Origin of the sequence: Atlanticothrix silvestris CENA357 (assembly GCF_016056295.1) — a bacterium.
GTDB classification, from domain to species: domain Bacteria; phylum Cyanobacteriota; class Cyanobacteriia; order Cyanobacteriales; family Nostocaceae; genus Atlanticothrix; species Atlanticothrix silvestris.
The window spans coordinates 12,054-34,885 of the sequence record NZ_JAECZB010000105.1 but is presented as its reverse complement, the minus strand read 5'-3'; the positions used below and the strand labels follow the sequence as shown (position 1 = coordinate 34,885).

15 protein-coding genes and 3 pseudogenes are annotated in these 22,832 nt (G+C 39.4%); 7 read left to right on the top strand and 11 right to left on the bottom strand.

The features are described 5' to 3' along the window. The first annotated feature begins 197 nt into the window (after positions 1-197). Positions 198-341 (top strand): CopG family transcriptional regulator, encoded by a 144-nt coding sequence (locus I8751_RS29945; protein WP_225894465.1) that lies wholly within the window; start codon positions 198-200, stop codon positions 339-341. A gap of 137 nt (positions 342-478) precedes the next feature. Here the strand turns inward: I8751_RS29945 and I8751_RS27770 are convergent, their stop codons facing one another. Continuing rightward, a complete protein-coding gene (locus I8751_RS27770) occupies positions 479-757 on the bottom strand; it encodes a DUF1330 domain-containing protein (RefSeq protein ID WP_214442306.1) in 279 nt (92 codons plus the stop codon). Between the two features lie 254 nt (positions 758-1,011). Here I8751_RS27770 and I8751_RS27765 point away from each other — a divergent pair, with 254 nt between their 5' ends. Next, positions 1,012-1,149 (top strand): hypothetical protein, encoded by a 138-nt coding sequence (locus I8751_RS27765; protein ID WP_214442305.1) that lies wholly within the window; start codon positions 1,012-1,014, stop codon positions 1,147-1,149. On the opposite strand, the gene I8751_RS27760 is transcribed toward I8751_RS27765, so the two are convergent. Both I8751_RS27760 and I8751_RS29940 read right to left on the bottom strand, forming a co-directional pair. Further along, on the bottom strand, positions 1,139-3,220 hold the full coding sequence (locus I8751_RS27760) for a cation:proton antiporter domain-containing protein (protein ID WP_214442304.1): 2,082 nt from the start codon (positions 3,218-3,220) through the stop codon (positions 1,139-1,141). The genes I8751_RS27765 and I8751_RS27760 overlap by 11 nt on opposite strands. A 293-nt stretch (positions 3,221-3,513) precedes the next feature. Next, positions 3,514-3,929: pseudogene (locus tag I8751_RS29940) on the bottom strand (hypothetical protein); the annotation flags it as partial. A gap of 696 nt (positions 3,930-4,625) precedes the next feature. On the opposite strand from I8751_RS29940, the gene ntrB reads away from it, so the two are divergent. After that, the gene (ntrB, locus tag I8751_RS27750) at positions 4,626-5,561 is read left to right on the top strand and encodes a nitrate ABC transporter permease (RefSeq protein WP_214442302.1); all 936 of its coding nucleotides are present in this window, start codon (positions 4,626-4,628) and stop codon (positions 5,559-5,561) included. A gap of 10 nt (positions 5,562-5,571) precedes the next feature. Continuing rightward, entirely contained in the window at positions 5,572-6,864 is a 1,293-nt protein-coding gene (locus I8751_RS27745; protein WP_214442301.1) for a CmpA/NrtA family ABC transporter substrate-binding protein, read from the top strand. 211 nt (positions 6,865-7,075) lie between these two features. On the opposite strand, the pseudogene I8751_RS27740 reads toward I8751_RS27745, so the two are convergent. The 7 genes and pseudogenes from I8751_RS27740 to I8751_RS27710 all read right to left on the bottom strand — a co-directional run. Continuing rightward, positions 7,076-7,240: pseudogene (locus tag I8751_RS27740) on the bottom strand (transposase); the annotation flags it as partial. 104 nt (positions 7,241-7,344) lie between these two features. Next, positions 7,345-9,180: pseudogene (locus I8751_RS27735) on the bottom strand (transglycosylase domain-containing protein); the annotation flags it as partial. A gap of 289 nt (positions 9,181-9,469) precedes the next feature. Continuing rightward, positions 9,470-11,926: a glycoside hydrolase family 31 protein gene (locus tag I8751_RS27730; protein WP_214442300.1), complete on the bottom strand. Its 2,457-nt coding sequence runs from the start codon at positions 11,924-11,926 to the stop codon at positions 9,470-9,472. Positions 11,927-12,193: 267 nt separating this feature from the next. Continuing rightward, positions 12,194-12,997 carry a hypothetical protein gene (locus tag I8751_RS27725; RefSeq protein ID WP_214442299.1) on the bottom strand — a complete coding sequence of 268 codons (804 nt, stop codon included), beginning with the start codon at positions 12,995-12,997 and terminating at the stop codon, positions 12,194-12,196. Positions 12,998-13,155: 158 nt separating this feature from the next. Continuing rightward, complete coding sequence (locus I8751_RS27720; RefSeq protein WP_214442298.1) at positions 13,156-13,791, bottom strand: hypothetical protein; 636 nt, start codon at positions 13,789-13,791, stop codon at positions 13,156-13,158. Positions 13,792-14,182: 391 nt separating this feature from the next. Continuing rightward, positions 14,183-14,293 carry a DUF3611 family protein gene (locus I8751_RS27715; protein ID WP_214442297.1) on the bottom strand — a complete coding sequence of 37 codons (111 nt, stop codon included), beginning with the start codon at positions 14,291-14,293 and terminating at the stop codon, positions 14,183-14,185. Positions 14,294-14,459: 166 nt separating this feature from the next. Then, positions 14,460-14,831, bottom strand: a complete 372-nt coding sequence (locus I8751_RS27710; RefSeq protein WP_214442296.1) for a response regulator — start codon at positions 14,829-14,831, stop codon at positions 14,460-14,462. A 178-nt stretch (positions 14,832-15,009) separates the two neighbouring features. On the opposite strand from I8751_RS27710, the gene I8751_RS27705 reads away from it, so the two are divergent. The 3 genes from I8751_RS27705 (at position 15,010) to I8751_RS27695 (ending at position 20,477) form a co-directional block, all read left to right on the top strand. After that, positions 15,010-17,172, top strand: coding sequence for an ATP-binding response regulator (locus I8751_RS27705; protein WP_214442295.1), 2,163 nt, complete (start codon positions 15,010-15,012; stop codon positions 17,170-17,172). A 217-nt stretch (positions 17,173-17,389) separates the two neighbouring features. Next, complete coding sequence (locus I8751_RS27700; RefSeq protein ID WP_214442294.1) at positions 17,390-18,016, top strand: hypothetical protein; 627 nt, start codon at positions 17,390-17,392, stop codon at positions 18,014-18,016. Positions 18,017-18,623: 607 nt separating this feature from the next. Continuing rightward, entirely contained in the window at positions 18,624-20,477 is a 1,854-nt protein-coding gene (locus tag I8751_RS27695) for a response regulator (RefSeq protein WP_214442293.1), read from the top strand. Positions 20,478-20,491: 14 nt separating this feature from the next. On the opposite strand, the gene I8751_RS27690 is transcribed toward I8751_RS27695, so the two are convergent. After that, a complete protein-coding gene (locus I8751_RS27690; protein WP_225894464.1) occupies positions 20,492-22,450 on the bottom strand; it encodes a serine hydrolase domain-containing protein in 1,959 nt (652 codons plus the stop codon). Between the last annotated feature and the right edge of the window lie 382 nt (positions 22,451-22,832).

Below are 22,832 nucleotides of genomic sequence, written 5' to 3'. Positions count from 1 at the left end.
AAAATAAGCTAAAAATGCCCAAGGGGGGCATTGTATTCTTTGGTAAAGAACGGCAATATTTTACTTGATAACTTAGTTTTTAAATTTACAAGCACAGATACAGATACTTGGTAGAAAGACTTTGTAAACCTCAAGATTTACACTACTAATGCCGAGAAATTCTATTTTTATTAACGAGTTAATTGATGAAGGAAATTATGAATAAAAAATGGCCTATTAAACGAATAATGATAAGTCTTACGTCTACCGAAAGTGAAAAGCTGGAAAAATACTGTGTAACCACAGGCAGAGCAGCAACAGATGTAGTTCGAGAGTTAATTCGCTCTTTACCAATCAACTGATGTGAAGTCTCTCCATCTTCTCAAGTAATTCCAACTAAATCTGTTACTTCCACACAGCAGTTAGTTAGTCTGCGGTGAGTATGAAGATTTTTGAAGCTCAAGAATTGTAAAAAAATATATGCACTGCTGACTTACGCTCATAACTGTATTTCTCCTTCGACAATGAGCGCTTGAAATGGAGCAGTTTCTTGGAAATTGCGTACTGTCGCATATTCATCTGAATACCAAAATCCAACTGCATCTTCCCGTGACAGGCACTCAAAAACTATTGTTTGCTGGGCCTCAGAAATATCTAATGGGGAGATAGCAATCATTCGACCACCACAGCGTTGGATAATTGATTCCAGACTCTGGGTATACTGACTAAACTGATGTGAGTTACTAATCACATCTTGGACAACAAGATAAACAGCCATACTCTATCCAGGTAATTAAAATAATGTTAGTTAAAGTTTGATTAAATACTTTTGCCTAAATAAAGATTTTGTAGTGACTCATGACAAATGGTTATCTCATAGGTTATGAAAAGTAAAAATTATTAGCTAGCTCCGATTGGTTAATTGATTAACTTAAGACTTGCAAATTTTTGAGTAGCTCGTCTAGTGAAGAACAAGTTTTTGAGGCTGAGTTTAAGCTTTTCTAAGTCTTTTCTGCATGACCAACATTATTCATGTCGCGAGAAGATGACATGGAACTAGCTTTGTCTGATAGCCAAGCCATGATCGATCAACAACCCGCGATCGCTTTAACTATACATTACACAGCAATATCTGATCATAGTGAAATCTTATGCTTGATCACGAGTTAGGCTCTCCCAGTAGCACAATTGAACACTTCAATTCTTGAAGTAACTGTGTTGTCACTTGGCTTATGGCTAGTCCCCCAGCTGTACGATAACGGACAGAGCGTAACACGGCTAAATCAAATGCTTGAGATTCTCGAATTATCACTCTAGCAATATCATTATCCTTAATTATTTGAATGTTTGTATTCACTTGTAACTGACTTTTAGCAGCGATATCCGACAATTGAGATGTAAATTTTTCTACCAAAGTTGGTGGTGTTTTGCGATCGCTCACGTGCAATAGTACCACTTCAGCTGGATTCACATCAGCTAAAATTTGAGCGAACCGCACAGCGCCTATGGTTTGTCGCGTTAAGTCTCCAACTGGTACAATAATTCTTCTGATGGTTGTAGGACTGCTCAAAAGACGTGTTACTGCTACCTGACAATGAGAAGACCAAAAAACACTGTCAATTACACTACCAAACAAACGGGCACGCAAGCCTGTTGTCCGCGACCAACCCATCACAACTAAACTAGCGTTTTGTTCTCGACTGGTGCGGCTAATTCCCAAAGCTGCATCATCATCAATCCGAATTGCGGGTGATACTTCCACTTCAAATTCTTGACTGATTTTTCTAGCCAAATCCAATCTTTGCTTACTTTGATCTAATGCTGTTGCTAATTCTGGATTGTCCATATTTACATGAGCTTTGGTAATAGCTAATGGCACAACTTTTCCCGATTCATGACGGGCTAAAAGTGCTGCCATTTCTATTAAATAGCGCTGGGTTTGAGGATTGTAGATCGGTACTATGACAGTAAATAGTTCATCATTTTTATCTGCCAACTGATCTTCAGAATTTCCCCACCAAGTTGTTAATTTATCTGTTTCAAAACCTGTAGAAGAAAGCTGTAAAAAAGTAGCAAATCTCGCTGTGATTATCGGGCCGAGGATGGCAGTAACTAGCATCAAAACAATTACACTATTTAAAACACCTTCATTAATTAATCGCTCGCCAGCAGGATTAACGGCTTGATATGCAACCAATGTTGCTGCTAATGTAGCTGCTACCTGTGGTAGTGACAATGACCACATCGTCAACATTTCTGCCGTGTTATAGCGATATAGTAGTTTTGCTAAAAACGCCGCGATAAATTTGCTACCAATCAAAGCCACTACAATTACCAAAGTTAGCCAAATTGAACTAAGGGTTTTGATAAAGGCAGGAATATTAATTAATAATCCCATGTCTACAAAGAAACAAGGGATGAATAGAACACTGCCAATAAACTCAATTTTTTCTTTGACTGGGCTACGTCCTAAAACATCATTGACAGCTAAACCTGCTAAAAACGCGCCAACAATTTTTTCAATTCCAATTATCTGCGCTCCAACAGATGCTAAAAATAAGGCTAATAAGATAAACAAAAACTGGTTACTTTGTTCATCTCCAGAACGTCGAAAAAATTCTTTTCCTGCCCAGTCAAAACCAAACAGAACTACAACAGAGTAAATTGTTAATCCACCCAACAAAGTTGCTAAGCTTAAAGCAGAGAAGTTTCCCCCATGAATTCCAACACAAATTGCTAATACTAGCAAAGCACCTGTATCAGTAAAAATTGTGGCACCAATGGTAACAGTGACAGCTTCATTTGCTACAACTCCCAGACGACTCACAATTGGATATGCCAAAAGAGTATGAGAAGCCAACAAAGAACCAATTAGGACAGAAGAATTCCAGCTAAAACTAAATAAACGTCCTGCAATAATGCCAGCAATTAGCGGAACTAGAAATGTCAGACTACCAAAAACTATTGAACGATTTTTAGTTTTACGGAACTGTTCTAAGTCGATTTCTAAACCTGCTACAAACATCAAATAAAGTTTACCGATGTCTGAGAGTAGATTCACTGTTTCTGATTCAGAGTCTAATAATTTTAGCCCGTTTTGTCCTAAAATTATACCTGCTAGCAGCAACCCGACTAATCCAGGTAGTCGTAGTCGCTCAAATATAGGGGGTACAGTAAAAATTACTGTTAGAAGAATAGTAAATGCAATCAGCGGACTGTCTGTTAGCAAATTAAGTGTCATTTTTAGTAAACAAACTTAAATGGTAAATGTCATAGTACGCATACAAAAAGTTACTTAAAAAATTTACATATTACGCTTTCATTAACTACTAAAATCAAACAAATTTTTTACAGTATAAATGTTGCGCTTTGCTTCACCATTCTATCTCAATAAGTGCTTATTGATATTTACAAAGACATAAATATTGTGTGCTGATACAAAAATTTACACTAGGCTTAAAAAGCCTAAATTAATCAACAAAACATTATCTCCTCAAACCAACGAACATAAATGATTTTCTGACACATACCAGATTATAAATAACGGAATTTATCTAATAGTGTATGTCCCTATCATACGCATATAGATAAAAGCTGTAAACTCAGACAAGATATTAAAATAACGTAACTTTGTATGGTAATGCCATTAAAATTTTAAGCGCGTTTTTACAAAATCTCACAACATTTCAATTCCCAAAGTATCGATAAATTTCCCTTCCGGATACAGGTAAATTAGTCACCAAGCGAAACTAAGTTTTTGTTTCTAAATCACAAAGATCAATCACTTTATAAGCTTGAGCGTCATCAAATGTAACAACTTTGACCAACCCAGCTAAGTCCTTAAATTCTAGTTTCCAATTGTTTTTTATCAGCAAAACAAAATATTTATTTTCTTGCACTAACTCTTGGATAAATTTTAATCCGGTAAATCTTCTATCCATCATCCCAATTTGTTGGTACTATTAGCAACAGCAACAAATTCTGGAGTACGAAAGTTCAAGATAATCAATTCACTGTTGAGTAGGTGAGAACTGAATAGAAATCACAAATCAAAGCTCAGCCTTTAAAGCAGAATTTTTCTCTTTTTTAGTTAAATCCACTAATTGCTAAGGTTTTTCTTTAATTAAGTTAATAGTATATTTAACTAGCATGGTGGCAGAAGCATTTTGAGACTAAATTTTCACTTAGAACACTACCTGTCAAAATTAATGTGGTGGACTACTAATGTAACGTGAATTCGACGGAACCTAACCCCAACCCCTTCCCTACAAGGGAAGGGGCAAAAAATATCTCACGTGGTACGAAATAATCAGCTTTTTAAGCCTCTCTCCTTGCAGGGGAGAGGTTTGGAGAGGGGTCATTTCCAGCTTATCGAACTCACGTTAATGTAGAAGCCCTTAACAAAACAAATTGATATAAAAGGGTTCATACATCTCAGATATAAAGTAGCTGTATAAATCGCTAAGTAATCCTGAATAAATCCGTAAATCTACAATTTTAGTCTATAAGTATACACACAGATATTATCAAATACCAGTAAATGGTGTTGTTCCTAAAATATCTAGTTATAATTGCCATTCGCTGTCAAAAATGCCAAAATTATTGGTAATTTTAATAGCTAGTGCAATTGCTGATAATTAAATAGTATGGTAACACACTCCGAAAGAGCAATTACTCAAAATCAAAAACCCAAGCAGTTTTTTGGGGGAATCCTTCAGCGAATTTTTGCTCCATTATGCGGTATTAGTAGTATTTTACTATTGTGGCATTTGCTGAGTCTTAGTCCTGATACATCTTTGCCTTCTCCTATCACCGTTATCAACAATACTAGAGAATTGATTATTAATCCATTTTTTAATTATGGTGGATTAAATAAAGGTTTATTTTGGTTGCTTCTTGCTAGCCTCAAACGAGTTATGTTTGGTTATTTGCTCGCTGTCGTAATTGGTATTCCCATTGGTTTTTTGATTAGCCTAAATAAATTTTTAAAACAAGCTATAGATCCGGTTATTCAAATTTTACGTCCTGTTGCACCTCTAGCTTGGCTACCTTTAGCGCAGGCTATATTTCTTAAACCAAATCCATCGGCTGTTTTTGTGATCACTATTACTGCTATTTGGCCAATCATTTTTAATACAGCTTTGGGTGTACAGATGATTCCCAAGGATTACACTAATGTCTCAAAAATTTTAGGACTCTCATTTTTTGAGAACTTCTACAAAATCCTGATACCCGCAACACTACCTTACATTTTTACTGGTTTAAGAATTGCTATTGGTCTTTCTTGGTTAGCGGTTATCGCTGCGGAAATGTTACTTTCTGATGATGGACTCGGCTTTTTCATTGTGGATGCTTACAACAGTTCTAATATTAGTGAAATAATACTGGCAATTATCTATCTGGGTGTAGTGGGGTTAATTAAGGATAAACGTGTTGAAATCGACTGTATAAAAATTCAAAATTGCCAACGTTCTGACACTTCCATTAAGTACTCAGACTTCTCTCAAAGTTCAAAAATTCCAAATTTAATTTTGCACAATCCTTGGCTGAAAAAAACAAGGATTTTGTTTTCATATTCATAGTAATTTAGATATGGCAAAGTTCACTAGAAGAAATTTCATAACGACTGGTAGTGCAGCGTTCTTGTCTACAACTGTTAGTCATCGCTGGGCGGCTATTCCATCTAATATAAATTTGTATGATAGCAATGGTGATGCACCGGAAATCACGGAAGCAAAACTAGGTTTTATTCCAGTGACTAGTGCTTGTCCGTTGATTGTGGCTAAAGCTAAGGGATTTTTTGCCAAGTATGGAATGCTTAATGTCGAAGTATTAAAACAGCCTTCTTGGGCGGTGATGCGCGACAAACTGATGTTAGGTTCAGCTAATGAAGGTTTGGATGGCGGTCATTTGCTGTTTCCGATGGTGTATTTGATGGCCACTGGCGATATTAGCTATGGGCGTAAAGTCCCGATGTATATTTTGGCTCGGTTAAATGTTAACGGACAAGGTGTTTCTGTTACTAATGCTTATCAAGATTTGCAACTGAGACTAGATAGTTCTCCCCTCAAGTCAGTGTTTGCCAAAAAACGTTTAGTTGAGGAAAATGTGCGTTGCGCCATACCCTATCGCCGAGTAACTGGTGACTTTTTTATGCGTTGGTGGTTAGCTTATGGTGGGATTGATCCAGATCAGGATGTATCACTGATTGTAGTTCCACCACCGCAGATGGTAGCTAATATGCAGGGCGGCTCAATGGACGCTTTTTGTGTGGTAGATCCTTGGCATCATCGCTTAATTAAACAAGGGATTGGTTACTCTACCGTTACTAGTGGCGAGCTATGGAATAATCATCCAGAAAAAGCTTTGGGAGTGCGTGCTGAATGGGTAGATAAACATCCCAAAGCAGCAAAGGCTTTATTAGCGGCAGTTTTAGAAGCGCAAATATGGTGCGATCAGCCGGAGAATAAAGCAGAGCTGTTTCAGATTTTATCGCAACGGCAGTGGGTTGGAGTCCGCAGTGAATTTTTGCGCGATCGCCTTTTGGGTAAGTTCGATTATGGTAATGGGCGCGTAGTCGAAAATAGTCCCCATGCAATTAAATTTTGGCGAGAAAATGCCTCCTATCCCTACAAAAGTCACGACTTGTGGTTCTTTATTGAAGATATGCGTTGGGGTAATCGCTCTCAAGAATTTGATCCCCAACCAATCATTAATGCCGTCAACCGAGAAGACTTGTGGCGAGAAGCAGCCAAATTCATCGGACAAGAAAAAGCTATCCCCGCAAGCACATCACGAGGGGTAGAGAAATTTTTTAACGGCTTAGAGTTTGATCCTCAAAATCCACAAGCTTATTTTAATGCTCCTAAACTTCAAAATATTTAAATGGGCACTGGGCATAGCACGCATTTTCTCAGAGCTAGCATCTATCTTTGAATTGCCAGAAAAAAGTTCTTATTTATATTGAAGTTAAACAACTAGGTTTTCTACATGAGAAGAACAAGGGTTAGTTCCGCCAACTCAAAAAGCCTGGTTTCCAAGATGAGCAAATTAATGTTCTAATCTAGTTCAGAGACTCATTAAACTTGATTAAACCTTCTATTTGCTCTAAAACCTCAATTCCCCACTCTACAAGGAATTTTCTGATTGTATCTTGCCTGCGATCGCTTAAAATTGCAATTACTTTGAACGTATCTAAATCTATTAATACTACACAGTAATTACCATGACCTTTAACCAGAGCTATTTCATCAGTGTCCAAGTTATTTTTGCATGGCTCTTAAGGGGTAAAAATAGTTAGTATATTTTTACCCCTTGCAATATGACAATGATATTGCTCAAATAGCTGTAATATCATCAAAAGTCTTATTTCTGCTGTGGTCGAGGGCGAGGAAACTTAGAAGGTCGCTTGAAGTTCTCGACTGGTACATTTTTAAGTGCATTTCGCATAAAATCACGCCATATAGGAGCAACTGTGCCACCACCTGTTGCACCGTAACCTAGTCTTCTGTTGTCATCTCTTCCTACCCAGATCGCAGTTGCCAACTGTGGTACAGTACCCACAAACCAAACATCCCTTTCTGATGAGGTTGTTCCCGTCTTACCAGCGGCCGGACGACCTATAGCAGCAGATTTACCTGTACCGTTATTAATTACAGATTGCATCACATTAATCACCGATGCAGATGCCCAAGGATTTAAAACCAAACGAGGTTTAGGTGTATTATCTATCAAAACGTTACCATTGCTATCAGTGACACGCATGATTAATGTAGATGGTGACTGCCAGCCATAATTAGCTAAAGTAGCATAGGCACTAGCCATTTCTACAGGCGTTACACCAATTGCACCTAAAGGCAAAGAAGTTACAGGTTGCATTGGACTCGTAATACCTAAAGTCCGAGAAGTTTTAATAACTTTATTTAGACCTACAGCTTTGCCAAGTTTGACTGCCGGAATATTCCGAGATAGTGATAAAGCTGTGCGAATTGGTATTGCTCCCATAAAACTATTATCATAATTGCGCGGGTAGTACCAACGGTTGCCATCACGATACTTGACTGGAGTATCTTGCACAATTGTATTGGGTGTGAACTTGCCACTAGCAAAAGCAGTGTAGTAAACAAACGGTTTAAAAGAAGACCCTGGCTGACGACGTGCTTGGGTTGCTCGGTTAAATTCGCTAGTCTTGGCATCTATGCCACCGACTAAAGCTTTAATAAAATGGGTGCGCGGATCAATAGCTACTAAAGCTATTTGATTATTTCTTAGCCCTTGATATGTTAGCCTTTTATGCCAACGCTTGACCGTTTTTTCTGCCATGAGTTGGAATTTAGCATCAACGGTTGTTTGCACCCGCATTCCACCTTTGAGCAACGCATCACGTCCAAACTTTTTCGCCAACTCCTGCGCTACGGTATTAGTTATATAAGGTGAAGCACTACCTTCTAAAGATCTATTTTTATTCAGTTGAATTTTTTGCTTAAGAGCCTGATTGTAATCCTGCTGGCTAATCCAGTTTAATTCCAGCATCCTAAAAAGCACTTCTTTCTGCTTTTGCTTAGCTAACTCCATGTTAATAAAAGGACTGAAACTTTCTGGTGCTGGAAGCAACCCTGCCATCATAGCTGATTCAGCCAAGTTTAAATTTGCCGCTGATTTGTTAAAGTAATAACGTGCCGCCATTTGGACACCATAATTGTTATCACCCCAATAAACTTGATTGAGGTACATATCCAATATCTCATTTTTCTTGAGAACTTGTTCTAAACGAATTGCCAGCACTGCTTCTGCTATTTTACGCGTGAAAGTACGCTCTTGAGATAAAAACAGGTTTTTGACCAATTGCATGGTAATAGTAGAGCCGCCTTCTTCTACTTGCCCGGCTTCCAAGTTAACTACTAAAGCACGCGCCACACCTACAGGATTAATACCTTTGTGATCATAAAAATAACTATCTTCGGTGGCTAATACTGCTCTTTTTAGGTGAGGAGAAACTTTATTTAAGGGGACTACTTCACGATTGAATTTACCGTGAATACTTGCTAATAGCCTGCCTTTAATATCATAAATATAAGTTGTTTCCGCAGGTACAAAATTCCGTATTTTTCTAACACTTGGCAAATCACGGAAACTAATAGCTAAACCAACCAGCCCCCCAGCTAAAACAGAACTTGTCAGCGTAGTGATTGATAACAGTGTACAGTGGAATCTGATGAGCTTGCTAGTCTATCTCCACACAACTTACATAAGTTTCTTTCTATACGGGGACTTTTTGACATAACCTATTAAAATAATGTTGAAATTGACAACTAGTTTTTTTAATTCAGTTTACTATTCCTAAATATAAATATTTTTTATTAATTTAAAATAAAATTAATGAAGCTCTAAAAGAATTAATATAATGTTTTTTGAGTGGAGATATTCAATTAACTGAAATATTTGGAATCCTTAAATCAAGAGGTCAAACAATGAAATAAGCTTATTCAAGTTAACTACGGTGTTCGTAATTGGTGAACACTCCCTGCCAGCGAACTTGCTCAAACTGCTCTACACTTAAGCATTGTCCTTGATTGACAACTTCATTGCTGTCCACCCAAACTTGTTGCGGCTCAAATCCGTGGAGGTGCAATTTAATCCCCGCATAAGGAAAAGCATAATCTCCCTGTTGTTTCCAAGTTAGTTCCAAGCAGTCTTGATTCTGCGTTAAGTAAAAACTATCCAACCGCGATTTCCCATAGCCATCTCCCGCGTCACTGTAAACCTGACCTTCACTAGTTAAGAACGCGGACGGGTAAATATGAAGAATCAGTTGATTATCTTCCTCCATTGGTAAAATACTCCCAGCCTTTACCAATAGCGGTATCTGTTCTAGAGGTGCTTTTAAGTTGACCTGCTTTCCTCCCTCTAGGAGTGCATCATTCCAAAAGTTATACCAGTGTCCTTTAGGTAATGCGATCGCTCGTGAGGTTGCGCCTTCTTGGGCGATCGCAGCAACTAAAAGAGCATCGCCCAACAAAAAGGCATCATCTATACTCCAAAGTTGAGGATTGTCTGTATCTGCCCAAAATAAAGGACGTACCAAAGGATGTCCGGTTTGAGACGCTTCCCAAGCTAAGGTATAGAAGTAGGGCATCAACCGATACCGTAATTGCAAAAATTGCCTTACAATACTCAGGGTTGGTTCGCCAAAACTCCAGGGTGTACGGAGCTTGGTGTTGTTGGCAGAATGGGTGCGGCAGAATGCCATAAAGCAGGATATTTGAAACCAACGCAAGTATAATTCTGCACTGGGATTGCCCTTAAATCCACCAATATCAGAGCCACTGTAGGGAATTCCTGATAATCCCAGGTTTAAAACTGTGGGAATAGTTTGGCGTAGTCCTTCCCAGCTAGTTTCAATATCGCCCGTCCAAGTCCAGGCGTAGCGTTGCAAACCTGCCCAACCAGAACGCGAAACGATGAAAGGCCGTCGTTCAGGTTGATACTCAGATAGGGCTTCGTATCCAGCTTCAGCTTGAAGTAATCCATAAAAATTATGAGCTTCGCGGTGGTCGCCGCCTCTACCTTCCAAAGAATGCCAAGTTGAATGGGGCGGTAGTGAAGGGTCGCCCCAAAGGACAAAAACCCCTGGTTCATTCATATCATGCCAAAATCCAGTAATGCCTAGATCGAGCAGATATTCATATTGTCTGCTCCACCAGTGACGGGCTTGGGGGTTGGTAAAGTCAGGGAAAGCGCATAAACCTGCCCAAACAGGAGCGATTGCAGGTTTACCATTTGGGAGTTTGCAAAATACATCCTGGGCGCGTCCCTCCTCAAAAAGTCTGTTTTTTCGAGATGCTCGGACACCAGGGTTAATAATGGTAATTAACCGTATTCCCTTCGTTACCAACTCTTCAGCTAACTCAGAAATATGGGGAAAGCGATCGGGGTCAATGGTAAAGGCACGAAAATTATCTAGAACATCTATATCTAGATGCATTGCACTCACTGGAATGTCATGTGTCTCAAACCCCTTTACGGCTTCCCGCAGTGCGCTTTCTTTGTCATATCCCCAACGTGATTGATGATAGCCAAATGCCCAACGGGGTGGTAGGGGTGGGCGACCTGTTAATTCTGTGTATCGCTCCAACAATTGAGGCAATGTGCCAGCAGTAAAGTAATAGCGCAACGCCCCGCCTTCAAACTCGGCTGTAGCTAACTCTTGAAAACTAAAGCTAGCAGGAAAGGAGTTTTCATAGAAAATTAGGTAACTACCTTCTTCATGCAGACCTAAATAGAGTGGAATGCAAAGATATAATGGGTCAGTTCCCGGCCCATATATGCCTCCTGCATCATAGTTCCACATCCGGTAGGTTCTGGCTTTATTTTTATCGCCCGATGTACGGAGATTTAAAGGAGCCGCCCTTTCTCCCAAACCATAAATATGTTCCTGTGGACGTAGTTTCGCTTGATGTAGCCAAGTCTCATCTTGTGTTTGGCGCGATAGTTTTGTTGGTCGCTGGGGAGGTAGTTCTTCCCGTAGTGTCTGCCCAGAAAGATTTTGAAATTTCAAACTGCCGTCAACGCCAACAATCACCTTTAGCTGTGGACTAGAAATTGTCCAGCACTCTTCCATCTCTTGAAACGTCGTTTCTATCTGTGGCCAATCTTTACGCGAGATGCCATAAGAAATGGGATATATCCCAGGTTTCCACTCAATTCGGACTAAATCGGCGCTCAGAAAATAAATTTCTAACTCAATGTGTTTGAAGTGAAATTGTCCGCCTCTCTTAGTTGCTTCAGCCCTCTGAATTTCTCCAGTTTCCTCAACAGCCTCTAAAGTTTGAGACTTACGAAGCTGACGTTCTAACCAATCTCGTTGCAGCGGGTAGAACAGCGATCCTAAAAACCGTCGAAGTTTAATTGTTCGTAGGTTAAGAAATGCTTCGTTGAGGATACCCATAAAACCTCACAGAAAGTATAGTATTTAAGACGGACATGACAAACTGAGAATTTCTAAGAAAGGTATACAGTTTTAGCAACTAAAATAGGTCTGTTGCTAAGTACAACTTTTCATTACTATAGCGATCGCTACCAGGAAAACTAACACCCCTGCTTGACCCAGTGCTTGTAATAAACCTCCGCTTTGGGAATTGTCACTCATTGCCCTTATTGTTATTTATCTTGAGGTTATTTATGCAAAGTTTTCCTGATAGACAGTGCTGTAGAATTATTGCGGAATTGCTGAGGGGTAAACTTCATTCGCAACTAACACAGGTTTATTGCTGTATTCTGCTTCCAGTTTCCTCTGCAAAGTTAAATCCCAGTTCAGGTCGTAATCCCGTTCTAATTCAGCAACAATAAACGGACGCAACACTCCCGTAACTGCAACCTTCTCTCCTTCGTTGACAACTCCTTTGGGAGTACCGGCGCGTATAACTAACAAGTCTTGTCCACCAAACAATTTTTCTTCATCCAAGGTAAACGAACTAGAATTTCTAATATCTTCCACTTCACCTGTTACCGCTAGAGTTTTACCGTAGTATAGGCTGGGGTTTGTGGTAAGTTCACCTGGTTTAGGAGCAAGTGCCAGTGATTGAGCGATAATTGCAGGTTTACCTTCGTAATCTACATATAAGTTGGGATCTAGACCCAAGTTGTAATCTCGATTAATATCTGCAATCACAAATTTACTAACTGGGCCTGTCGCTTGAATTGGTGTATTTGGGTCAGTAGGCAGAGTAAAAACTTTACCAGAAGCATTTACAACTAAGATGGATTCAGTGCCAAAGAATTCCTTATCGCTAACTGTGAAAGTTGATGGCCCTAATTTTGTAATGGGTGTACTTCTAACTGTTACAGTTTTGCCGATTAGCTGGTTTGTATTGTCTGTGACTTCCTCTGTAGTAACGTTAGTTTCAGGAACTGCAGCCTCTCGCTCTAAGTTGTTGGTACATGCGGGAAGCAACACTGCGGAGAGTGCTAGAGCAATAGCTCCTTTAGAACTCCACTTAGTTTGAAAAAAGTTAATCATTTCAAGATCTCCATTTGGGTTGACTAATATCAAGTTCAGATGATGAATTACTAATAACTAAGCCTTCAACTGAACCTGAAATTGTTGGATAAATACAAAATTTTGATTTGTTGTCATCACTGTTTTAATGCTCTACAAAATTAATGCGGTGAACCATATTAATTTAGAAAGACTTGACCATCTTTTTGAATTCTCAATACGCCTTGATTATTATCAAGATTGGTTGTTTCATCCAACGACACTGCAAGTGTGCCTTCAGAGGTAGACATGGGCATAACTTTTAGCAGTCCACCGTCTTGACGTACCAAAGTAATACTGATAGGTGTCGGTAAATCTTGTAAAGTAAACTCTTGGCCACCAGCAAGATATCGGGGTTGTGTCTGACCAATTGCTTGATAAGAGATACCAGCGTTAGTGTTGTTTTTCAATTTCACATCAACTGTACTTGCTGTTGGTGTGACGTTAGCTATAGCGTATTGTCGGCTTTCTGGAGCAGGTATTGGTTGGCGATTGACACGTAAACCCTCCGGCTTCACCAAAACTCTTGGTTGCACTACAACTCCTCCTTGTGCTTTGAACTTTAAAGTTGCAGCATTCGGCGGACATCCCTGTGGAACCAAGACTCGATTACGGTGTGGTTCTTCGTAAAAAATACCTGGACAAGGGTTAACTCTAGGAGTTCGTTGCTGTGCTACTGCCGATTGAGTAATTGCAGACAAGCTAGCTAGTAAACTTCCAAAAAGCGTTCCAAATAATCCAATCTTTCGCAAAAAAGAACGATTTAACTTATACATAAATAACCTCCCGATAATTTCATTTTTTGATTTTTTGTTCAAAATTCACTTAGAAATAAATAGTTGCATTTAGAGTTGCATTTAGTAACCCAAAGTAAAAAATAAATTTTACATAACATATTTTTCTGATGATTACTTTAAAAAGCATGAAGTCTTAATTCATAACGTCTTGTATTTGTAATAATCAGAAACCTTGAAATATAATTTAGGTAAAGTTTAGCCGCTCAACCTAGCAAAAAAGGAGTTATGAAAATAGGCCATGCTTTAAGGTTAAATCTCAATAGTGGAAAAGTCGATCAGAATTCAAAAACACTTCGTAAATACTACTTTAGAAGTAGAGTTACTACTTCAATAGAAATAGCTGGTATTATGAAACAAACAGTACATTTTACTAATTGTCTGCCCAATGAAGTAGATAAAGAGAAGTAATTATTCCCAAAAGGTGAGCGCAAATCATATTGACGTTTGCTAACATTGCAAAAACATCTAGCAAACGAATCACACTTTATGGTTGAGAAACAGCGACACTTTAAGGTTAGGGTTAATACTTTTCCAATATAGCTGCAACTGTCTTTCTAGAAGTAAAAAAAAACTCTTAAATTATTTAGTTATGGATTAATAGCTAGCTGAGCTTGAAAAAGTAGTCTTATTTTTAAGATTTACTTTATTTATCTCAAAGCCGCTGCTACTTGATTAGCTAATTTTTGAGGATTAAACGGTTTATTGATGATGCCTCTAACGCCTAATTGAGCAAATAGATTTTGGTCAGTATTTCGTCCTCTAGCTGTCAGCAGAATTACAGGTATATCTTTAGTGATTTGATTAGCCTGTAGTTTCTGAAAAGTTTTCAAACCATCCATATCAGGCATCATTACGTCCAAAAGTATGGCATCGGGTTGAGATGACTGAGCTAATAATAATCCTTGACTACCTGATGTGGCGGTTAAAACCTGCCAACCCCCCATTATTTCCAGACAGGTTTGAATCAATTTACGGATGTCATCTTCATCATCAATAACTAAAATTTGCTTAGTATTCATTGTTATTATCTTCCTACTTGAAATTATGATTGCTTCCTACTTCAATTCCTCCGGCGTAATGATGGGTACTTTTTAGAATTACCATAATCTTAAGATTCATTCTCCAAGGTAAAACTTGAAAGTGGAAAACTAGGGTAGAAGTTTAATAAACAGATGGCATAACCAGAAGTAATAGAAAATGTGGAGATTGACTCGATGGACTTTGCCCCGCCTTGGGCGATTCTCATACGGAGACGCTACGCGATCGCAACTACAAGGCTATAGCATTGCATTCTTAACGGTTTTACTAGCTTTACTGCTTACATTGCTTCTATGGCAGTTACACAGGCTGAATTCCATTTACCCACTGTTTTTAGCTGCTGTCATGCTTAGTTCTTGGTATGGTGGTTTAAACCCAGGACTGTTGGCAACTTTTTTGTCTGCTATAGCCTGCGCCTACTTCCTTTTGCCTCCTTTTTATTCTCTGGCTGTTACTGGGTTCAGTGTGGTAGGGTTGGTTCAGTTTGTGCTGGTAGCAGTGTTGATCAGTTCACTTAACTTTGCATTGCGTAAGGCGCGATCGCAAGCTCAGAAAAACGCGCGAGCCGCCCAGGATAATTACGAGTTTCTACGTCAAATTCAAGACACTCTGCGCCAAAGCGAAGAACGTTATCGATTGCTAATAGAAGGAGTAACTAATTACGCAATTTTTATGTTAGATCCAAACGGTAACTTTACCAGTTGGAACATTGGAGCCGAGCGTATTTTAGGCTATCAAGAAGCAGAAATTATTGGTCAACCTTTTGAGCGAATTTTTTCACCAGAAGCAATTGAGCGTGGACAACCACAACAAGTATTAACAAAAGCCGTCACTGAGGGTTTTTCTAAAGAAAATCGTTGGCATCTCCGTAAGGATGGTACATTTTTCTGGGCGTATTGTGTAATCACACCTTTACGAGATGAAAATGGAAATTTGCGCGGCTTCTCTAAAATTATGCAAGATATTACTGAGCGCAAACAAGCCGAGGAAGAAAAAGAGCAACTGCTGCTCCGAGAACAAGCCGCACGCGCTGTTAGCGAAGCGGCACAAAGTGCAGCAGAAGCTGCAAACCGTTCCAAAGACGAATTTTTAGCAATAGTATCCCATGAATTACGTACCCCCATGACTGCAATTATTGGTTGGGCAGGGATGTTGCAAACAGGTGCGCTAGATGAAGCTAAAGTATCTCTTGCACTGGAGACAATTGAACGCAATGCTAACTTGCAAATGCAACTTATTGAAGACTTACTTGATATTTCGCGTATTGTTAGAGGAGAACTTTCACTCTCTATTGATTTGGTAGATTTAGTAGAAGTAATTACAGCTGCGATCGAGGTTGTACAATCACTGGCAGATGCTAAGAGTATTCAAATTGAAACTACACTTGATACTTCAATAGAAAAAATTTGGGGTGACTCAGATCGCTTGCAACAAGTTGTGTTAAATCTACTCACTAATGCAATCAAATTTACACCCAACGACGGACGAGTTAAGGTGCAGTTGTCATTCAGTCATGAATTTAACTCTTCGCACTCAGCACTAATTGAAGTAAGTGATACGGGTAAGGGCATCAGTGCTGATTTTCTACCTCACGTATTTGAGCGCTTTTGCCAAGCAGATAGTACTCATACTCGGTCAAATAAAGGACTAGGTTTAGGGCTAGCGATCGCCCGTCATGTGGTAGAACTGCATGGTGGCACAATCCAAGCCCAAAGCCAAGGAATAGGGCAAGGGGCGACATTTACAGTCAAGTTGCCCATTTTAGAAGAAAGCAGAGGGGCAGCACTTCGGCTCCTTTCGGCTCCGCTCAAGGCAAGTCGCTCAGTGACCGAGGAGCAGGGGAGCAAAGGGACAGGAGAGAATAACTTACACTTCTCTCCCCAATCCCCATTACCCCTTATCCCCAGAGGGGGCCCCGAGTTGCCCAATCCCCTTAATAACTTGCGAGTGCTGGTTGTAGATGACGAGGCGGATGTGCGGCAATGGATTACCGCAGTACTCGAAGAATGTGGAGCGAAAGTTAGTACTTTTAGCTCCACAAGGCAGGCACTTGAGGCACTAAAAGAATTACATCCAGATGTGTTGATAAGCGACATTGGCATGCCAGGCGAGGATGGCTATACGCTGATGCGTAAAATTAGAGAGCTTGAGCCAGAGCTAGGCGGGCGGATTCCTGCTGTTGCACTGACGGGGTATGCCAGGATAGAAGATTATAAAGAGGCATTAGCAGCTGGGTTTCAGCTACATGTAGCTAAACCGGTTAGAGCAGCTGAGTTAATTGCGGTTGTTGCCAGTCTGGGTAAAATGTCTGGTAAACTCTGAGCAATTTTGAAAACATTGTTCATATCCACAAGTTTTCCACTTTTCCAAGATAACTTCAAAAGTGTAATTCAGGCAAAAAATGGTGTTATCCATGCAGTTAATGAAGTTGCCTGAGTTCAGCTTGAATCAGTTAGGAAAGTAACAGCAATTTGGTTGCATATTAGATTGCTTTTCGATGCCTGATTTCTTCATACAAAATTATTTGGAAATTGGAAAAATGAATAGTACATGGTTACAGCGATTTTCCGCGTTGTTTATTTCCTCCACAATCACAATGCTTGGAAGTGGATTATCTGCTCAAGCGCAAACTGTATCGACTCCCGGTAAAATTTCAACAACAGCAGCCGATTTGGTTCCTCAGTCAACACAACCTGCTTCTGAAACTTCTACTGAAGTGGCGCAAGTAGATGTTGACCCAGGTCGAACTACCCGTGGTGGCTCCAGCTACATTGGAGTTGCTGGCAACATTGGTTTAGGTGGTGATTCAGCTTTAGGTGAAGGCAGCTTTATGGCAATTAGCAAAATTGGGCTGACACGTACCTTATCTGTACGACCATCTGTGGCGATTGAGGACGACCCCATTATTCTGGTTCCTCTCACTTATGACTTTAATTTTCGGACAGCAGAAGCTTTTGAAGATACATTCGCTGTAGCACCATACGTTGGAGCTGGCGTAGCGATTGAAACTAGTGATGATGCAGATGTTGGCTTGCTTTTATCTGGTGGCGTAGATGTTCCTTTAAATACTAACCTCACGGCAACAGCAGGAGTGAATGCGGCGTTTTTAGATGAAACAGATGTAGGATTGATGATCGGAGTAGGTTATAACTTTACTGGGTTGTAAAAAAGACTCTAATACCCATTTGGAAAATGATTGCGACAGATGTTTTTTTTGGCGTTGCTGACTTTGCACAGACGTTACCCTAACAAAATCGATGGCGTATTATTGGTGCGACTGTTAGTCAAACGACGTTCGGCGTAATCATATCGTAGGTAGTCGTAACTATAGGAATCTGCTTTGATTCCTGAAATCATTTGCCTAGGCAAGGAATAGGGAATAAAAGTGTACTGAGTTTTGTTCAGAAATCAAATATGAGTCCTATAGATGAACCAAAATATTTACTGTTATTGCGAAAGCTCCATTCGCAATGACATTGTGTAATTAATTCTGTCAGACTACTTAGTTGCTCAGTCATCACAAGTTCATCATGTTCTCACTCTAGTCTGTAACAGTATGGCTTTGATAATGCTACATTACTATGGGGTATTCTACTGTCCTAGCTTGTAACAACCCCAAGCACGGGGTTTTGTCAAGATAAGTTGACAGAGCGAATCTGGTGCCTAAACCTTGCCTTTGATAGATGTCGTCTAAAACCGAAAAGGGCATAACCTAAATAGTTATAGAAATTTGATTACAGCGCTCAAGGTTGCTTCTACAAGCAAACATTTTCATGAGAATTCTGTTAGTTGAAGACGATGATTTGCTTGCTCAAGCTGTAGCAACAGCTCTTACAAAACAAAATTATGTGGTTGATATTGCTGCTGACGGTGAAGTTGGTTGGGAATTGATAAGTGTTTGTAACTATGACCTGATTTTGCTAGATGTGATTCTGCCAAAACTCGATGGTATAAGTCTTTGTCGGCAATTACGCCAGTCAGGTTATCAAATGCTGATTCTGCTTTTAACGACAAAAGATACTAGAACCGATAAAATTATGGGTTTAGATTCCGGAGCAGATGATTATGTAGTCAAACCATTTGATTTTCAAGAGTTATCAGCTCGGATTCGTGCTTTACTACGTCGGGGAAATGTTTCTTTACCTCCAGTTTTGGAATGGGGAAGCTTACGTCTTGACCCTAGTACTTGTGAGGTAACTTATGCAGACATTGCACTACACTTAACAGCAAAAGAATTTAGTCTTTTAGACCTTTTTTTACGCAACAATCAGCGCATCTTTAGCCGGGGCGCAATTGTAGATCAACTTTGGAGCGCTGAAAAAGATCCACCTGAAGAGAATACGATTAAATCTCATATCAAAAGTTTACGGCAGAAGCTAAAAGCAGCAGGTGCTAACTACGATTTTATAGAGACTGTTTACGGAATGGGTTATCGTTTAAAAGCTCTATCTCATGAGAAAAGTTGTTCTCCACATGAACCAGAAATAGATTTAAATCAACAGCAAATTCTACTAACAGCCATTGCTCAAGAGCGAGAAAATTTCAAAGCTAAGGTTGGTTCGCGCATTGCAGTATTGAAACTAGCAGCTGATGCTTTAAGAAAAGGTAAACTTGATACTCAACTGCGGCAAAAAGCAGAGCAAGAAGCTCACAAGCTAGCTGGTTCATTGGGTAGTTTTGGCTTTCCAAAAGGTTCGTTATTAGCCAATGAGATAGAAGATTTATTTCAGACTAAAAAATTTATTAACAAAGCTAAATGTTTTTATTTAGATAAGCTTTTGATAGAGTTGCAACGAGAGCTAGGAAAAAGCCCAGTTGAACAAACCCAAAATCTACTATTAATAATTAGCAACGATCGCCAAATAGTTGAGGAATTGGTAAAAGAAGCTGAAAATCAAGAGATACAAGTTAAAATTGAGACTAATCTCACCGCCGCTAGAAGAATAATCCCATCTTTAAATCCCGATGTGGTGCTACTTGATATTGATCTTGAGAAAGATAGCTTGAAATTAATAAGAGAATTATCCCAGCGATCGCCTACGGTGGGCAAAACGCCAACGCCACAGATACCTGTGTTAGTTTTTACAGAACAAAATAATTTTAGCGATGCCTGCGGCGGGCTTCGCCTACGCCTTGAGGTTGCACGATCTGGCGGTCGTGCTTTTTTGCAAAAATCCATGCCTCCTAACGAAATTTTGGAGGCAGTGAGTCAAATTTTACAGCAAACTCGTATTACTAAAGCGAGAATCATGGTTGTAGACGATGACCCACTGATTTTAACTTTTATAAAACAATCTCTAGAAGCTTTAGGGCTTACTCTAAAAACTCTTAAAGATCCACGCTATTTTTGGGATACTCTGACAGAATTTTCCCCAGATTTGCTAATTTTAGATGCGGAGATGCCTCATATCAATGGCATTGAACTTTGTCAAATAGTACGTAATGATCCTTACTGGAAATTCTTACCAGTACTGTTTGTTGTTGATAATTTAGAAGCAGATATTGTTGAGCGAATATTTGCGATCGGTGCTGATGATTGTGTGAGCAAACCTATTGTGGGTTCCAAACTAGCTACTCGCGTTTTGAACCGTCTAGTACACCACGGCGTAAATAGAGCAACCATTTAAAATCTGATAAAGATTTAAAATTGAAAGCCCAACAAATTCCAGTAAGCTAACAAGGGAATAAAAACTAGGGCGGCTAGAGTAATTAAAGAGTAGTGCGATCGCTCAATAAAAGACCAGCTATTATTTACCCAAGCTAATCCAGTAAACAAAGTTAGTACAAGTGCTAGAACGGTAGTTATCAATGGTAGGCAAAATAATGCTACTACAATGCCAGGTACACCATACACAAGTTTCCATACACCTATAAGCCACAGCGACAAAGGCAAGCCAATCAAAAATACTAAATTGAGAGTACCAACAATACCAGCTATTACCCAAGCACTGCTAAACTTCTGCTCAACTATAAAACGCTTTCCTCTGAAGCGACGTATTAGAGGGCGTATCAAACCAACAATAGAGGCTGACAGAAAAACAATTGTACAAAAACCAATAATTCCTAACTGTAGCCAAATAGTTTCATACCACGATATCCGCTCATAAGCTCCTATCTTAGACCACAGTGGATTAAAGACAAATACAATATTCCCCCTGCTGTCTTCCCCAAAAGCGGTAAACGCATCATCCTCAAGTCGCTTAAATAACAGTGGTTCCACAGGAACTAATGTGTGCTTTGGAGTATGTCCCAAAAAGAACAAACCAGGGGTACTAATCGTCAAAGTACCGTTTTCGCCTTTTTTGATATTAATATGTTTAAACGGTGCAGTTACGTTAGCAAAAGTGTCGCGGGGATACTCCAAATCTCGGTAAGTACCAGTTAAGCGATTAAGTTGTTCCTTTGTCAGAGCAAGAGGTTTAACAGGTGTGGATTTATTGGTAACGGGAAAATAGCGGTCTAGAAACTGAGTTAGTAATTTCCCAGCCACCCCACTAAAGCTATTAGTGGCAATAAAAATGCCAATATTTTGCTCAGGCATTAAAGTAAGGGAGCTAGAATAGCCCCGTAAACTTCCCAAATGTCCAATCAGCCGAATATTATTTTCTAAACGTTCACGAAAACTGTAACCAGTACCTGGCAATTTAGGATGATGGGTGAAATGCTGCTTATGCATCAGTCGCACAGTATCTTCTTCCAAAATGCGGGCGTTTTCGTAGCGACCGTATTGTAAATGAGCAATCATAAAATTAGCCATATCTGTAGCTGTCGTACTCATAGACGCAGCTGGAGCGATATTCAAATATAGATATGGAACAGCTTTGAACTTACCATTTTGATACTGATAACCTAAAGCTAAATTATCAGCTAAAGGCGGTGGAGGTGGCTGAAGAAATGTACTCCGGCCCATCTGCAATGGCTGCAAAATATTTTTATTAATGTATTCAACAAAAGGAATACCGGAAACTTTTTCTACCAAGTATCCTAATAAAGCTGTGCTATGGCTGGAATAGCTGTAGAGTTTACCGGGCTGCCAGACAACGGGTGGCATATACTTACTTAGATAATCTCCCAATGGCTGCATTTCTGCTGCGGTACGAGCTGCAAGACCAATTCTTCGCTTTGTCGTACCGTCAGTGTGTGTCATCAACTGAGCAACTTTAGCTGGTTCAGGATAAGGGTTTTCTAATTGGAAACTGGTGAGATATTTATTAATATCAGCATCCAAATCAAGCTTTTTTTGTTCATACAACTGCATTGCTGCTGTAGCTGTAAATAACTTGGAAAGAGAAGCTACGCGAAACAAAGTTTTATCTATGACAACTGGTATATTTTTTTCTACATTCGCATAACCATAGCCCTTAGCAAAAAATAGTTTCCCATCTTTAACCACAGAAATGGCTGCGCCAGGAACATGAGACTTTGATATTTCTTCATTGATAATTTTGTCTACAAAGCCTTCAAATTCTTGGGGATTACTTAATCCCGGTGCAGTCGGAGATGTTATTACAGGCTGCTTTGGCTCAGTTGGTTGCTGCTGTTGAGGTTCTGAAAGCGGGAATTGGGGTACATCTCTAGCCAAACTAAACAAACCGGACATTGAAAAAAATAGGATGCCTATCAATACCCAACAAATAAACTTAATCGGTTTATACATGATGCAAATTTACCAACCCTACTACTTTAGATAAGTCTTAGCTGCTGAGGTTCCTACTGTATTATTTCAATAATCCTTGTTCAGGCTCTTCAATACTTTCAGGGCTTTCTTGAAATTGTTTGCTCAAGTTAAAGAATATTGAGCCAATCACAAAGATAGCTAAACTGACAAAAATCAATACAAAGGGCACGTATCAACATATTACTGGGGCGTGGTTTTTGCATTTTTATGAGTACAGCCTTCAAGGGTTGCTTATTTCAGATTAGTCTCTTATAAAACACCTAAATTCTGTCGCAAGATGGATATATTGTTAGTCTTGAAAAAT